This is a genomic window from Sorangium sp. So ce385 (assembly GCF_051474135.1).
Taxonomy (GTDB): Bacteria; Myxococcota_A; Polyangia; order Polyangiales; family Polyangiaceae; genus Sorangium; species Sorangium cellulosum_D.
In genome coordinates, this window is sequence record NZ_CP150337.1 from 4,271,491 (window position 1) to 4,286,046 (window position 14,556).

The 14,556-nt window shown below is 73.6% G+C and carries 11 protein-coding genes; 5 read left to right on the plus strand and 6 right to left on the minus strand.

Annotated elements, in window-relative coordinates:
• The first annotated feature begins 45 nt into the window (after nucleotides 1-45).
• Nucleotides 46-1,251, plus strand: a complete 1,206-nt coding sequence (locus WME83_RS15835) for an MFS transporter (protein WP_437320115.1) — start codon at nucleotides 46-48, stop codon at nucleotides 1,249-1,251.
• Between the two features lie 45 nt (nucleotides 1,252-1,296).
• Here WME83_RS15835 and WME83_RS15840 read toward each other — a convergent pair whose 3' ends face one another.
• Nucleotides 1,297-2,643 (minus strand): hypothetical protein, encoded by a 1,347-nt coding sequence (locus tag WME83_RS15840; RefSeq protein ID WP_437320116.1) that lies wholly within the window; start codon nucleotides 2,641-2,643, stop codon nucleotides 1,297-1,299.
• A 90-nt stretch (nucleotides 2,644-2,733) separates the two neighbouring features.
• On the opposite strand from WME83_RS15840, the gene WME83_RS15845 reads away from it, so the two are divergent.
• Complete coding sequence (locus WME83_RS15845) at nucleotides 2,734-3,729, plus strand: TetR/AcrR family transcriptional regulator (RefSeq protein WP_437320117.1); 996 nt, start codon at nucleotides 2,734-2,736, stop codon at nucleotides 3,727-3,729.
• 59 nt (nucleotides 3,730-3,788) lie between these two features.
• Here the strand turns inward: WME83_RS15845 and WME83_RS15850 are convergent, their stop codons facing one another.
• The 4 genes from WME83_RS15850 to WME83_RS15865 all read right to left on the minus strand — a co-directional run bounded on the left by WME83_RS15850 (nucleotide 3,789) and on the right by WME83_RS15865 (nucleotide 7,853).
• The gene (locus tag WME83_RS15850) at nucleotides 3,789-4,742 is read right to left on the minus strand and encodes a class I SAM-dependent methyltransferase (RefSeq protein ID WP_437320118.1); all 954 of its coding nucleotides are present in this window, start codon (nucleotides 4,740-4,742) and stop codon (nucleotides 3,789-3,791) included.
• A gap of 68 nt (nucleotides 4,743-4,810) precedes the next feature.
• Nucleotides 4,811-6,154: a winged helix DNA-binding domain-containing protein gene (locus WME83_RS15855; RefSeq protein ID WP_437320119.1), complete on the minus strand. Its 1,344-nt coding sequence runs from the start codon at nucleotides 6,152-6,154 to the stop codon at nucleotides 4,811-4,813.
• A gap of 86 nt (nucleotides 6,155-6,240) precedes the next feature.
• Entirely contained in the window at nucleotides 6,241-6,801 is a 561-nt protein-coding gene (locus WME83_RS15860; RefSeq protein WP_437320120.1) for a hypothetical protein, read from the minus strand.
• Between the two features lie 149 nt (nucleotides 6,802-6,950).
• Nucleotides 6,951-7,853: an alpha/beta fold hydrolase gene (locus WME83_RS15865; protein WP_437320121.1), complete on the minus strand. Its 903-nt coding sequence runs from the start codon at nucleotides 7,851-7,853 to the stop codon at nucleotides 6,951-6,953.
• Here WME83_RS15865 and WME83_RS15870 point away from each other — a divergent pair.
• Together WME83_RS15870 and WME83_RS15875 are read left to right on the plus strand one after the other, a co-directional pair.
• The gene (locus tag WME83_RS15870) at nucleotides 7,852-10,719 is read left to right on the plus strand and encodes a CHAT domain-containing protein (RefSeq protein ID WP_437320122.1); all 2,868 of its coding nucleotides are present in this window, start codon (nucleotides 7,852-7,854) and stop codon (nucleotides 10,717-10,719) included. The genes WME83_RS15865 and WME83_RS15870 overlap by 2 nt on opposite strands.
• Before the next feature lie 76 nt (nucleotides 10,720-10,795).
• Nucleotides 10,796-11,287 (plus strand): hypothetical protein, encoded by a 492-nt coding sequence (locus tag WME83_RS15875; protein ID WP_437320123.1) that lies wholly within the window; start codon nucleotides 10,796-10,798, stop codon nucleotides 11,285-11,287.
• Between the two features lie 54 nt (nucleotides 11,288-11,341).
• On the opposite strand, the gene WME83_RS15880 is transcribed toward WME83_RS15875, so the two are convergent.
• A complete protein-coding gene (locus tag WME83_RS15880; protein ID WP_437320124.1) occupies nucleotides 11,342-12,184 on the minus strand; it encodes a hypothetical protein in 843 nt (280 codons plus the stop codon).
• Between the two features lie 376 nt (nucleotides 12,185-12,560).
• On the opposite strand from WME83_RS15880, the gene WME83_RS15885 reads away from it, so the two are divergent.
• Nucleotides 12,561-14,549: a hybrid sensor histidine kinase/response regulator gene (locus tag WME83_RS15885; RefSeq protein ID WP_437320125.1), complete on the plus strand. Its 1,989-nt coding sequence runs from the start codon at nucleotides 12,561-12,563 to the stop codon at nucleotides 14,547-14,549.
• The last annotated feature ends 7 nt before the right edge of the window (nucleotides 14,550-14,556 follow it).

The following is a 14,556-nucleotide window of genomic DNA, read 5'->3' on the forward strand; positions in this document are numbered from 1 at the left end:
TGGGGGAGGGCACGCGGCGTATGCCTGCGCTGCCCTCCCTTTCCCATGCAGACCTCTTCCTCGCCCTCCCGGTCGCTCCGCCGCGGGCTCGTCTGGCTCATGGCGGCGGTCGCCGGCGCCACCGTGGCGAACCTCTATTACAACCAGCCGCTGCTCGGGGACATCGCCCGCGAGCTCGGCGGCGCGGGCGGCGCGCTCGGGCTCGTGCCGACGATGACGCAGGTCGGCTACGCGGCGGGCATGCTCCTCCTCGTGCCGCTCGGCGACAGCCACGAGCGGCGGCGGCTCATCGTCGTCATGGCGGCGCTGGCGAGCCTCGCGCTGTGCGGCGCCGCGCTCGCGCCGGACCTGCCGTGGCTCATCGCGGCGAGCTTCGCGGTGGGCATCACCAGCGTGGTGCCGCAGCTGATCTTGCCGTTCGCGGCGCAGCTCGCGCCGGACGAGCAGCGCGGGCGCGTGGTCGGGATGGTGATGAGCGGCTTGCTCATCGGCATCCTCCTGTCGCGCACGGTGGCCGGCGTCGTCGGCACGCACCTCGGGTGGCGCGCGATGTTCTGGGCGGCGGCGGGGCTCATGGTCGCGCTCGGCCCGGTGCTGCGCCTCTCCTTGCCGGCGCAGCCGCCGGCCGCGGCGATGTCGTATCCGGAGCTCTTGCGCTCGCTCGGGCGCCTCGGCCGGAGCGAGCCTTCGCTGCGGCTGCACTCCGCCCTCGGCGCGCTCTCGTTCGGCGCCTTCAGCGCCTTCTGGGCGACGCTCGCGCTCTATCTCCAGAGCATGCCCGAGCGCCACGGCCCGCAGGTCGCGGGCTTCTTCGGCCTCGTCGGCGTGGCCGGCGCCGCCGCGGCGCCGCTCGTGGGCCGGTACGCCGACGTGCGCGGCGATCGCCGGATCAACGCGCTCGCGCTCGGGGTGCTGCTCGCGTCGTTCGGGGTGCTCTGGCTGCTCGGAGGGTGGCTGTGGGGCATCGCGCTCGGCGTGGTGCTGCTCGATCTGGGCGCGCAGGCCAACCAGATCTCGAACCAGGCGCGCGTGTACGCGCTGCGCCCCGAGGCGCGCAGCCGGATGAACACGATCTACATGACCACCTATTTCGTCGGCGGGGCGGCCGGCGCGTGGCTCGGCACCGCCGCCTGGACGCGCTGGGGGTGGCTCGGGGTGTGCGCGGCGGGCGGGGCGATGTCGGCGGCGGCGCTCGGCCTTCTGTGGGCCGGATCGACGCGGGGGGCGCAGGGCGCGGCCGGCGGGGGCTGAAGGGACGCGCGGCGAGGGGACCGCGGCGAGGCGGATGTCGCGAGATCAGGGCGTCATCGGCAGCGCGACAAGGATGTTCGCATTGCACATCTCGTTCTGCGTGCCCCACCCGGGCAGCACCGGGTCCTTGGCGTCGCGCGTGTCGAAGGTGCATGTCACCTCGATCGAGGAGCTCGGGTCGAGCAGCGGCGGCGTGCGGTACCAGTACACGTCTTGCCAGTGGATGTCCCAGTCGTCCACGCGCGCGATGCAGCTCTCCTGCGCCCCCGAGGTCACGCGGATATCGAAGGTGCGCCCGCGCTCGTGCATGTGCGGCATCACGCCGAGCACCTCGATCGGTGGCAGCGCCGGGTCGAGCGTGAGCTCCGCCCGCGTCCTCTTCCACGTGTAGGCGGCGTTCTTCTGGCGGGGAGGCAGCGTGTCCGGGCCGTCCGGCTCGAAGAGGCTCGTCATGAAGCCGTCGTCCCCGATGAACACGGCGCGCCGCTCCACGGTGTCCTCGTAGCGGATCCGGAGGCGCGTCGAGTCCTCGGCGGATGCGCCCGCGCGATCATGGAGGTTGTAATGCACCTGGACGACGAAATGGTCCTTCGAGGAGACCGGCGCCCCGGTGCCGCCGGGGAACTCGACGACGTTCTGCCCGGGCGCCCAGGCGAACAGCGGCTGGAACGGCATGTCGTCGGACGGGCCGCCGAAGCACTCCCAGCCGGGCCGGTCCGGCGAGGCGTCGTCGAGCTCCGTCATCACATCCTGGTTCGTCTTGCCCTCCACGAGCGACGGCTCCGAGGGAGTCACCCGGTAGACCGTGAGGTGATGAACGATGGACCGGACCCCGGGCGTCACCTGATATCCGGTGATGAAGCGGTCGGTGTCGAGGCCCGGATCCACAGGGAAGCACCGCCACTCGTCGTAGGCCGCGAGGGGATCGGCGGGGTCGGCCACGGGGGTGATCGGCGGTGTCATGTAGTCGACGCCGCCCTCGAGCGTGGGCACGGGCGGGGTGGGCGGCGCGCCCGCGCGCTCCCCCTCGGCGCGCGCCCCGGTCGCCCAGCGATGGATGATGTCGAGCTCCTCGGCGGTGAGCGTCGCCTCGTCCTTGAAGTCGCCGCACGAGCCGTCGTGCGCCACGAGGAACGGGGGCATATGGCCGCCCTGCACGGCGTCGTCGATCGCGCCGGCGCGCGCCTTCGCCGAGATGTAGTCGTCGAGCCGGAAGGGCCCGATCCCGCCCTCCTGATGGCACCCGGTGCACTTGGATGCCGTGATCGGCGCGACGTCCTGCCAGAACGTCGGCTCCGGCGCCGGCTCCTCCGCCGCGCACCCGAGTGAAAACGCGAGCGGCACGGCGGCCGCGAGGCCGCGCGCTCGGAAAAGCTGGGTCGTCGATCGCATCGGTCGCCTCTCGTCGTGCTGCTTCACGCGGACCTCCAGAAAACTGTTTATGACGTACACGATATTGTGTGTGGTATACGCAGTTGACGGATGGCTGTCAAACCCAAGCGGCGACGAAAAACTGCGACCGAGTACAGCGGGGGTGGCGACGCCGTGCGCAGCCTCGAGCTCCTCTGGGGGATCCGGAGGCGGCCGAGCCGGGGGCCCAGGCCCGGCCTGAGCCTCGATCAGATCGTCCGGGCCGCGATCGAGCTCGCCGACGGCGAGGGGCTCTCGGCGCTGTCGATGCAGCGGGTCGCCGCGAAGCTCGGGTTCACCACGATGTCGCTGTACCGGTACGTGCCGAGCAAGGCCGAGCTCCTGGACCTCATGCTGGACACCGCGGCGGGGGATCTGCCCCCCGTCGACGGCGTCCCCGGGGGGTGGCGGGCCAAGCTCGAGGCGTCGGCGCTCGCGGACTGGGCGCTTTACCACCGGCACCCGTGGTTCTTGCACGTGACGCCGGTGCGCCCCGTGATGGGGCCGAACGGGATGGCGTCGTACGAGGCGGTGCTCCGGGCGGTCGCCGGGATCGGCCTCACCGACCGCGAGATGCTCGCCGCCGTCCACCTCGTCGACAGCTACACCCGAGGCGCGGGGAGGCTCTCGGTGGACCGGGCCGAGGCCGAGCAGGAGACCGGCGTCACCGACGAGCAGTGGTGGTCCGAGCGCGCCTACTTCTGGGACAAGCTCTTCGACCCGGCCCGCTATCCGACGATGGCGAGGATGATGGGGTCGGGCGCGTTCCACGAGCACCCGTTCACGGAGGGGACGTTCCTGTTCGGCCTGCAGCGCGTGCTCGACGGCATCGAGGCGCTCGTCCGGTCGCGCTCCGGTCCGCGTGACGAAAGTCGCGAAACGTCACAGCCCACGGCGCAGGTTCGTGACGAAACTCCGGACGAGGCGCCGCGGCGGGACGAGGCGCCGACGTGCGCGCAGTGCGGCGGCGCGATCGACCAGCCCGCCACGGGGCGGCCGCGGGCGTACTGCTCGCGGGCTTGCCAGCAGCGCGCTTACCGGGCGCGCAACGCGTCGGATCGGCGGTGACCGCCGCTCGTCCTGCCCGGCCGCCCGAGCAGCTCGGGGCCCGCGCTTGGCCAGCCGTCTCAGCGCGCCGAGAGCAGGAAGGCGGGGGCCCACCAGTACCGGTGGAGCAGCCGTCGGTCGACGCGCGCGAAGCCGGCATCGCGCAGCAGCGCGGCCCAGTCGTCGATGGGGTGCTCGAACGTGGTGCGGGTGGCGCCGCGGTCGACGTAGCCGAAGAGCACCGGCATCAAGAACCCCTGGGCGACCGTCTCGCGCTCGGCGCCGGCGTACTCCGAGAGCCCTTCGCGGTAGCGCTCGAGCACGTGCCGCGCGGTGTCCGGCGAGAGCGGCTCATCCATGTGCGGGGCGTCGAACTCGGCGACGAGCAGCCGGTCGCAGCGCGCGCGCGCCCAGCGGAGCAGCGCCGGCCGCTCGGCCGGGTCGATCGCGTGGAGGCAGAACGTCGCCTGCGCCACCGACCAGCGCCGCGGCGCCATGTCCGGGGCCGCGGCGAGATCCTGGAGCCGCCCGCCGAACGCCTCGACGTCGACCCCTCGGCCGGACAGCGCCGCGGCGCACCGCTCGAGCAGCGGCGCCGCCGGCTCGACGACGGTCACCCGCCGCACCGCCGGCGTCAGCGCGGGCAGCAGCGCCATCCCGTCGCCGGCGCCGATATCGAGCAGATCGAACGGCGCCTGCGGGTACTCGCTGGCCAGCGCCGCGCTGGTCTCCCGGTAGAGCGGCACGTTGCCGCCGCCGCGGATGAAGGCGGCGAACCCCTCGGCGGACACGTAGACGTTGCGTTTGCCCTCGCGGGCGACCCGCGCGAGGTGCTCCGCGGCCGCCTCGAACAGGATGTCCCCCGGCGAGGCCGCCGCGGCGCGGGCGGCGAAGGCCGCGGCGTCCGCGTAGCGCTCGTCGGAGAACGCCAGCATCGCGAGGTAGCAGAGGTCCTCCGGCGACGGCGCGGCGACGGCGGCGGCCGCGGCGTCGAGCCCGGCGGCGCGATGGCTATCCCAGATCGTGTCCAGCATGGTGCTCCTTCCTGCGCGCGGACGCTGCGATCAGCCGAGCTCGGCGAGGCCCACGGCGCGATACAAGATCATCGTCGTCTCTGCTCCTTCGCCACGCCCTTCGCGCGCGCCGCCGGCGCCTTGGCGGCGCCATCGCCCTTCGCGCGCGCCGCCGGCGCGTTCGCGCGCGCCGCTTTCGCCTTGGCAGCGCCATCGCCCTTCACGCGCGCCGCCGGCGCCTTGGCAGCGCCATCGCCCTTCGCGCGCGCCGCCGGCGCCTTGGCGGCGCCGTCGCCCTTTGCGCGCGCCGCCGGCGCCTTGGCGGCGCCACCCTTGTCGAAGCGCACCTCGAACGCGCCCGCGTCCTCCTCGACGAAGCGGAGGAGCGCCTCCCCCTCCTCGGCGAGCTCCTCGCGCGCCGCCCTGGAGAGGGCCTCGAACGGCTCGATCACGAGCGTGGCCGAGGCCTTCTTCCGCTCGATCCCCCATGTGCCAGCCACGAAGCCGTCCACGAGGAACGTCGGCAGGATGCGCAGGTTGGCGGACAGGACGATCCGCGCGCGATGCTCGCCCGCGATGATCCGCGTGCGGTCGTCGTGCGCGAGCAGGACGTTGTCGTAATCCGGGAGAAACCGGGCCGGCGCGGCGGTGTCCGCGGGCGGCCGCGGCGCGTCCGGCAGATCGAAGAGCTCCCGGCCCCGCTCGTCGCGGAACGTGCAGAGCTGGTCGCCGAGGGATCGGAGCACGTCCTTGATCCCGCTCACGCCGGACCACGTCTGCATATCGGCCGCGGTCGCCGGACCGAACGACGCCAGGTACCGGAGCACGAGCGCGCGCGGCCCGCCGCCCTCGCCGAACGGCGCGCCCAGCCAGGACGCCGCCGGGGCGAAATCCGCCGTTCCCGGGTATCCCCACGCCGTCTCGGCGGGCACCTGGACGACCGGCAGGTGCATGCGGACCGCGAGGGCCATGGCCCGCACGTCGCCCTCGGGGTGGAGCGCGGCCAGGTGGTCGCGCAGCTCGTCCATGGTCCGCGGCTCCTCGTCGAAATACGCGCGCGCCTCGGCGACCAGCCGGGCGACGTCGAGGGCGTCGGCGCGGTCGCGGAGGATCGACCGCACCGCGGCGTGGTGCACCGGCGCCATGACCGGGTGCAGCGCCAGGTAATCCTTCGCGCTCACGAGGTGCAGCGTGCCGCGCAGGAACGGCGCCCGGACGACCTCGCGGCGCCGGACCAGCCGGACCAGCTCCTCGCGCCGGAACCCCTCGAGCCGCGACCAGAGCCCGATGAACGGCGGCCGCGCCAGCTGCGCCTGGAGGGCGACCAGCCGCTCGATCCCGCGGACGACCGCGGTCCGCTCCCGCGACAGCAGCATCTGGCGTGCGAGCGTGGCGCGGTTGAGCTCTCGTCGTGTCAGCGTCGTGGTGGGCATGCCGTCCGGCGAGCTTACCCGAAACGAGGTTCACCCCCCACGAGCCGCGCGCGTCTCCGCGTCGAGCCGGGCGCGGCCCCGCGGCCTCACGGCTCGGCCACAGCCATCGGGTGGCAGCTGCTACACGAGAACCCGTCGGGGTGCTTCTCGGGATCGAACACGGGGACCCGGAGCACGTCGGCCATCTCGGGCAGGACCCGCTCGTACATGAAGGTGCCGAACTTCTCGCGCTCCGGGTGCGCCGGGTCCGCGACCCACTCGAAGAACGCCTCCTCGGTGCTGGGGAGCGCGGGGAGTTGCGGGTTCGGCATGGCATAAGTGCCGCCGTTCGCGTCGTCGCCGTGGCACGTCGTGCAGGTCATGGTCTCGTACTTCGCGTCGTACTCCGCGAAGAGGGTCGCCATTCGCGGCAGGACGACGTCGGTCATGTACTCGTTGCGCTCCTCGAAGCTCATGTCCTTCCACGCGATCGGCTCCGGTTCGCCCTCCTCCCCACCGCCGCACGCGGCGACGAACAGGCAAGCGACCATCGAGATGCGCTTCACGACCGTGTTGTCCCTGCTCCTCCGGCGACCCGGAGGTGGCGAGCGGTGACGCAGCTGTGCCTCCATCTGCGCGTCGCGCATCGCCGGTCCCAAGGTGTTCATGGCTCGCATCGTCGTGTCTCCTTCTGGGTCGACGCCGGGCGCCCGGACGGCCCCGGCCGAACGGGCGCTGGTTCTACCGTGACGACGAACGAGATGCCGCCCGATCGACACGCCGGGCGATCTCTTTTGTAGGGCATCTACGACGGCGTTCAGGCGTGCACGCGCCCGAGGAAATCTCGCGTCAGCGCCACGATCTCCGGGAGGTTCGTCTCGAGCGCCCAGTGCCCGCCGTCGAGGAGGTGGAGCTCGGCGTCGGGCAAGTCCCGGAGATATGCGCGCGCCGCGCCCTCGGGCATGTAGCCGTCTTGCGGCCCCCAGACGATCAGCGTCGGCGGGCGGCGCTCGCGCAAATACGCCTGGTACCGGGGGAACCAGGCGAGGTTGTCCTTCAGGCCCTCCATCAAGCCCACCATGATGTCACGGCGTTCCTCGGTCATGAGCGGCCAGGAGAGCTTCCACAGATCGGGAGGGATCCTCTCCACGAGCCGCTCGTCGACCTCGCCCACGAACTCGTGGCGGAACCCTTCCTCGCTGACGGCCTCGTACAGCTTCCTGCGGCCCTCGGGCGTCGGGTTCGCCCAGTACGCCTTCAACGCCTTGTACTTGGGCCCGAGCTGGTCTTCGTAGATATCGCCGTTCTGGAGGATCAAGGCGGCGACCCGCTCGGGCGCCTTGATCGCCAGGCGCAGGCCGATCTGAGAGCCGTAGTCGTGCAGGTAGAGGGCATATCGCCCGAGCCCCAGCGCCCCCGCGAACCGATCGAGCAGGTCGGCGTACCCGTCGAAGCCGTACGCGAAGCCCGCGGGCGTGTCGCTGTAGCCGAAGCCAGGATAATCGGGCGCGAGCAGCCGCCATCGGTCCGCGAGCGCGGGCATGAAGTTGCGGAACTGGAACGAGGACGACGGATACCCGTGCGGCAGCAGGACGACCGGCGCGTCCGCCGGACCGGCCTCACGGTAGAAGATCCGGATCCCGTCGATCGAGATGGTACGATGTCGAACCGCGAGATCGGGCGTGTGCGCGCTGTTCCGTGAATCTACGGTGGCCTTCATGGTCCTTCCCCTAGGGCCCGCTCGCCCGGTCGTCGACCCGGCCCCGCGCCGCGCCCGCGCGATCCCGCGCACGGCGGGTCTCGCGCTCCTCGGCGCGGCGCTGCTCGCGTGCGGCGGCGACGCGTGCCACCGGACCGCCCCCGAGCCGCCGCCCTTGCCCCTCGAGGTCGAGCTCGCCGGATGCGGCGCCCTGCGCGCCGGGGGCGTCTGCGAGCTGCCGGACGACGGCACGATCCGCGTCTGGGTGCGGGCGCCGGCGCAGGCGCGCGCCGCGCTCGAGCTCGACGGGACGCCCGTCGCGTCGGCGGGGGCTCCGGTCCAGGGCGGCGTGCTCACCCTCGTCCGCGCGCCGGACGGGGCGCGCGAGCTCGCGGTGACGGCCGAGGGCGCCGGGGCGCGGGCCTCGTTCCGCGCGCGGCTCCTCCCGCCGAGCGCGGCGCCCGCGCTCAAGCAGGCCGAAGCCCTGCGCCGGCAGGGCAAGCTCGACGAGGCCGCCGCGCTGCTCGGCGCCCTGTCGTCGAGCCCGGATCCCGCGACGCGGGCCCTGGCGACGGGCAAGCTCGCCCGCGTGGACCTCGCGCGCGGCAGGGTCGACGACGCGATCCCGCGCTTCGAGGAGGCGATCCGGTCGCACCGGGCCGAAGGGAGGATCTCCGACGAGTTCCTCGATCGGTTCGCCCTGTCGTACGCCCTCCTCTACAACGGGCGGCGGTTCACCGAGGCGCGGGAGGCGCTCGACGCGCTCGGCCCGCTCGAGGCGAGCCACCCGGAGGGGCGCGCGATGAAGCACTACTACGCGGCGCTGGTCTCGTTCGAGACCGGCGACCTGCGCTCGGCGCTCCGCCAGCTCGACGCCTCGGCCGAGGGCGCCGAGCGCCTGGGCATGCGCGCGCACCTCCGGCACGTGCTGCAGCAGCGCGCCGACGTGCTCCAGAGCCTCGGGCGCGCCGGCGAGGCGCGGGCGCTCCTGCGCGAGCTGGAGGCGTCCACGCCGCCCGACGCGCCCCCGTGCGAGCGGGCCTCGCTCCTGAACGACCTCGGGTGGAACGCGCTCCACGTGGCCGAGGCCGGCGGATCGATCGAGCACGGGCGCGGGGCGCTGGAGCAGGCGCTCGCGCTCTACGGCGGGCCGTGCCCGAAGCCCGCGAACAAGGCCAACGCGCTGACCAACCTCGCGCTGACCGCGCTCCGCGCGCGGGACGCGGCGGAGGCGCGCGCGCGCCTCGACGAGGCGCGGCGGGCGGTCCCGAGCCCCGACGCCCGGCTCGCGCTGCACTGGCTCGACATCGAGGGGCGCATCGCGCTCGGGCGCGGCGACGGCGCGGAGGCGCTGCGGATCTACGAGCGGCTCGCGCGCCTCGCCGAGCTGTCGGCGCTCGCGCACGGCCGCTACCGGGCGGCGCTCGGGCGCGGGGAGGCGCTGGAGGCGCTGGGGCGCCTCGACGAGGCGGACGGGGCCTACGCCGCCGCGGAGTCGATGCGCGGGGAGCTCGGCCTGCTCGCGCCGCTCGGCGAGGGGCGCGGGACGTTCCTCGGCCGCTTCGAGGAGAGCGCGCGCCTGCGCGTGGACCTCCTCTTGCGGCGCGATCCGGCGCGGGCGCTCGGGGCCGCGCGGCGGTCGCGGGCGCGCGCGCTCGCGGCGCTCCGCTGGGGCCATCGCCTCGCGTCGCTCGGCGCGGCGGAGCGGGCGCGCTGGGAGGGCGCGCTCGCGGCGTACCGGCGCGCGCGCGAGGCGTTCGACGCGGACGATCGGCAGGACTGGCAGCTCGCGGCGGACGAGCTCGAGCGCGCGACCGCCGCGCGGCAGCACCGCAGCCAGGCGATCCGCGCGATGCTCGACGAGGCGCTCGCGGTGCTGGGGCGCGCGGAGCCGGAGCCGGCCGACGACGGCGCGCTGCCGGCGCTGGGGGAGGGGGAGCTGATGCTCGTCTACCACCGCGTCCGCGACGGCTGGGCGGGCTTCGCGGTCACGCGGGGCGGCGTCGCGGCGCGGCGGCTCGCAGCGACCTCTGCGGCGGCGCCGGCCGGCGAGCGCCCCGCGGGGGCGCCGGCCGGCGAGCTCACCGCGGCGACGCCGGCGGGCGAGCTGTCCGCGGCGCTCCTGACGCCGTTCCGGGAGAGCATCGCCGCGGCGCGCCGCCTCCGCTTCGTGCCGAGCGGCGCGCTCGAGCAGGTCGACTTCCACGCCCTGCCCTGGGACGGCGCGCCGCTCGTCGCGCACGCGCCGGTGACCTACGGCATGGATCTGCCCGGCCGGAGCGAGCGCGCCGCGCCGGGCGGGGAGGGCGGCGCGCTCGTCGTGGCCGATCCGCGCGGCGATCTGCCGGCCGCGCGGCGCGAAGGCGAGATCGTCGCGGCGGCGCTCGCCGGCCAGGGGCTGCGGGTGGAGCGGCTGTCGGGCGGCGCGGCCACGCACCCGTCGCTGCGCGACGCGCTGGAGCGCCCCTCGCTCGAGGTGTTCCACTACGCGGGTCACGGCGCCTTCGCCGGGCACGACGGCTGGGACAGCAGCCTGCGCCTCGCCGCGGGGGGCGAGCTCGCCGTGGGGGACGTCCTGGCGCTCCAGCGGGCGCCCGCGCGGGTCGTCCTCTCGGGCTGCGACACGGCGCGCACGGCGCCGAGCGCCGGCGACGCGGGGCTCGGGCTGGGCCTGGCGCAAGCGTTCCTGCTCGCGGGCGCCGGCTCGATCATCGCGGCGGCGCGGCCGGTGGACGACGCCGTGGCGGAGCGGATGATGGCGGCGCTGTACGGCGGCGCCGGCTTCGCGACCGCCGACGCCGGCGCGCGGCTCCGGGAAGCGGCGCTGGCCGTGATGCGCGCGGCGCCGTCGTCGGACTGGGCGAGCTTCCGGGCGCTGGTCCCCTGAGCGCACGAAACCCTCGTCAGAGGCGCCGGGGCCCCGGCGTAGAAGACAGCGACCCCGGACAACAACGGAGAAACCGATGGTACGTCGCGTCGTGTCATGTCTTGGTGCATTCCTCTTTGCCGCGCTGGAACCATCGATCGGCGCAGGCCTCGCGGCGGCCGCGCCGGCGATCCCCGACGCGGAGCTGGCGCCGGACGTCGAGCTCGCCGCGGAGGAGGGAACGGACGGCGACCAGGGGATGGATCCATCCGACCCCCAGTGCGGCGCGTGCGCCGTGTACAGCCTGCAGGAGCAGAGGCTCTATGCGATCCTCTCGGGCGAAGGCGCGGCGCCCGACATGCGCCTCGATTTCTATTCTCAGAGCCGCGGGCTCGTCGGCACCTACGTGCTCAAGTCGGGCGCGTACTTCGGCCGCGGCATGATGGCTTATTCGGTCCCGGGGGGGCCCACGCCGGACGTGGCGGAGTGGGGGGTGGTGCGCTGGAGCGACAAGACCGGCGCGATCCACGAGATGCTGATCCCCCTCGTGAACACGTGGCCGGGCTGGGACTACCTGAGAGACGTTTAGCCCTCCTCGCCGCCGGCGCGATGGCCGCCGGCCTGCGCCGGCGCGGCGACCGCCTCAGGGCGCGGGGACGCAGGTCCCGCCGCCGCAGTCGGCGGTGCAGAGCCAATGGCCCCTGTCGGGATCGCAGGTGCACACCGACGGCGCGCACCCCTCGTCGGCGCAGATCTGGCCCTCGGGGCAGCCCTGGGTCTTGCAGCCGACCGGGCTGGGACCGCTGCACGCGGGCTCGTCGGGCACGCAGGTGCCGCCGCCGCAGTCCTCGGTGCAGGCCCACGCGCCGGTCGCGGGATCGCAGGCGCACTCCGAGGGCGCGCACCCCTCGTCGGCGCAGATCTGCCCCTCGGGACAGCCCTGGGTCTTGCAGCCGACCGGGTTGGCGCCGCTGCAGGTGGGCTCATCGGGCACGCAGGTGCCGCCTTCGCAGTCCTCGGTGCAGTACCACGTGCCGGACTCGGGATCGCACCCGCAGTGCGAGGGCGCGCAGCCCTCGTCGACGCAGGTCTGTCCCTCGGGACAGCCCTGGACGTGGCAGCCGACCGGGCTGGGACCGCTGCACCTCGGCTCGTCGGGCACGCAGGTCCCGCCTTCGCAGTCCTCGGTGCAGTACCACGTGCGGGTCTCTGGATCGCACCCGCAGCGCGAGGGCGCGCAGCCCTCGTCGACGCAGGTCTGGCCCTCCGGACAGCCCTGGGCGTGGCAGCCCACGGGGCTCGGGCCTCCGCACTCGGCGCCGGCGCCGCTCGACGCGCTGGCGCCATGGCCGGCGCTGCTCGCGCTGCTCGCGCTGCCGCCGTCACCGCCGGCGCCGCCGCCCAGCGGCGAGCTCCCGCACGCAGCGACGAGCAGCGAGAGCGCCGAGGAGCAGCAGAGTGAAGATGCGGTCTTCCAGAGCCTCATAACCAAGCCTCCTGCGCATCAATCTACGGCATCTTTCCCTCGGGGCACGGCCTCTTCGCGGCGCCGATCCGGCGATCGCCGTCTGCTCTGTGTCTCCGCGTCCGGGTCTCCTCATCCTGTCGCGATGTGAGGGCTCCGCCTCCGCATGAAGTGCCTCCGAGCGACCTCATCCAAATCTGGATTCAGAGTATGCCGTAGAAATGTCTATGCAGGGCGGAATGTCGACCAGCGCCCCGGCCTGCGGCGCGCCGTGGCGCTTCGAGATGTGACCTGCGCGGGGGCGCCGCTTCCGGAGGAGGAAGCGCTGCCGTTCGGCTCGCTCACGCGTGTCGCGGAAGTGGTCAGCGGGGCGTGGATCGAGCATCCTCTCTGCGTCATGTCGGGTTTGTTACAGCCGAGCGGGTTGGCCGATCCGGGCGTCAAGGAGTCGCTTCGTGCGAGCGAGGAGCGCTTTCGGCTGCTCGTCGAGGCCATCCAGGACTATGCCATCTTCATCCTGGACGACCGAGGTCATGTGGCCACGTGGAACCCGGGGGCGGAGCGGATCAACGGATACGCGCCCAGGGAGATCATCGGCCGTCATTTCTCGACGTTCTACCCGCCGGAGGACGTGGCCGCGGGGAAGTGCGACCGCGAGCTCGAGCAGGCGACCGCGCTCGGGCGGGTGGAGGACGAGGGGTGGCGCGTCCGCAAGGACGGCACGCTGTTCTGGGCCAGCGTCGTCATGACGGCGCTGCGGGACCGCGATGGCACGCTGATCGGCTTCGCGAAGATCACCCGGGATCTGACGGAGCGCCGGCACGCGGAGGAGGCGCTCCGCCGGAGCGAGGAGCGCTTCCGGCTGCTCGTCGAGAGCGTCAAGGACTACGCCATCTTCATGCTCGACCCGCAGGGCATCGTCACCACCTGGAACCGCGGGGCGCAGGAGCTCAAGGGGTATACGGCCGAGGAGATCCTCGGGAAGCATTTCTCTCGCTTCTATCGGGAGGAGGACGTCCGCGCCGGCAAATGCGCGTGGATGCTCGCGGTCGCCGCCCGCGAGGGGCGGGTGGAGGACGAGGGGTGGCGCGTCCGCAAGGATGGAGCGCTGTTCTGGGCCAGCGTCGTCATCACGGCGCTCCGCGGCCCCCACGGGGAGCTGGTCGGGTTCGCGAAGGTCACGAGGGACCTCACCGAGCGGCGCCGCGCCGAGGAGGAGCGCCTCCGCCTCGTCCAGGCGCAGGAGGCGAACCGCATGAAGGACGAGTTCCTCGCGACGATCTCGCACGAGCTGAGGACGCCGCTCAACGCGATCCTCGGGTGGTCGTCGCTCCTGTGCGACAGCGTGAGCGACCCCGAGATCGCGAAGGCCTTCGAGACGATCCGGCGAAACGCGCAGGCGCAGGCGAGGATCGTGGAGGACGTGCTCGACGTCTCGCGCATCATCACCGGCAAGATGCGCATCGAGACCAGGCCGTTGAGCTTCGCGGCCATCGTCGATCAGTCGATCGAGGTCGTCCGCCCGGCCGCGGACGCCAAGGGCATCGAGCTCGTCGTGCAGGGCGGAGGGCGCCCCCTCATGCTCCTCGGGGACCCGGCGCGGCTCCAGCAGGTGGTGTGGAATCTCCTGTCCAACGCGGTGAAGTTCACCGAGAGCGGGGGGCACGTCCGCGTGGAGCTCGAGCAGTCCGGGGCGAGCATCCACCTCGCCGTGCACGACGACGGGCGCGGCATCGATCCCGCGATGCTCTCCCACGTGTTCGAGCGGTTCTGGCAGGCCGACAGCTCGATCACCCGCAGGTTCGGCGGCCTCGGGCTCGGGCTGTCGATCGTCCGCCACATCGTCGAGCTCCACGGCGGCACCGTCTCGGCCCGCAGCGCCGGGCTGGGCCGAGGGTCCAGCTTCTTCGTCTCGCTGCCCGTGCGAGCGGTGGCGCCCGCGCCCGAGCACGAGGCGGACCGACCCCCCGAGGCGGCCGCTCGGGTGCCGACGCAGACGCGGCTGGACGGCCTCCGCGTCCTCGTCGTCGACGACGAGCCGGACGCGCGCGAGCTCGTGAGCGCGGTGCTCCGGCCGAGAGGGGCAGAGGTGCACCTCGCGAGCTCCGCGTCGGAGGGGCTCTCCGCGCTCGCCGCGGTGAGGCCGGACGTCATCGTGAGCGACCTGGGCATGGCCGACCAAGACGGCTACGCGTTCCTGCGGAGCGTGCGGGCGATGGCGCGGGACGAAGGCGGGGCGACGCCCGCGATCGCGCTCACGGCGCACACGAGCGGCGCGAGCCAGCGGCTCGCCTTCGAGGCGGGGTACGACGAGCACCTCGCGAAGCCGGTCCATCCGGAGGACCTGGTGAGGCTCGTCCGGAAGCTCGGGCGAGGGCAGGTCTAGCGCCGGG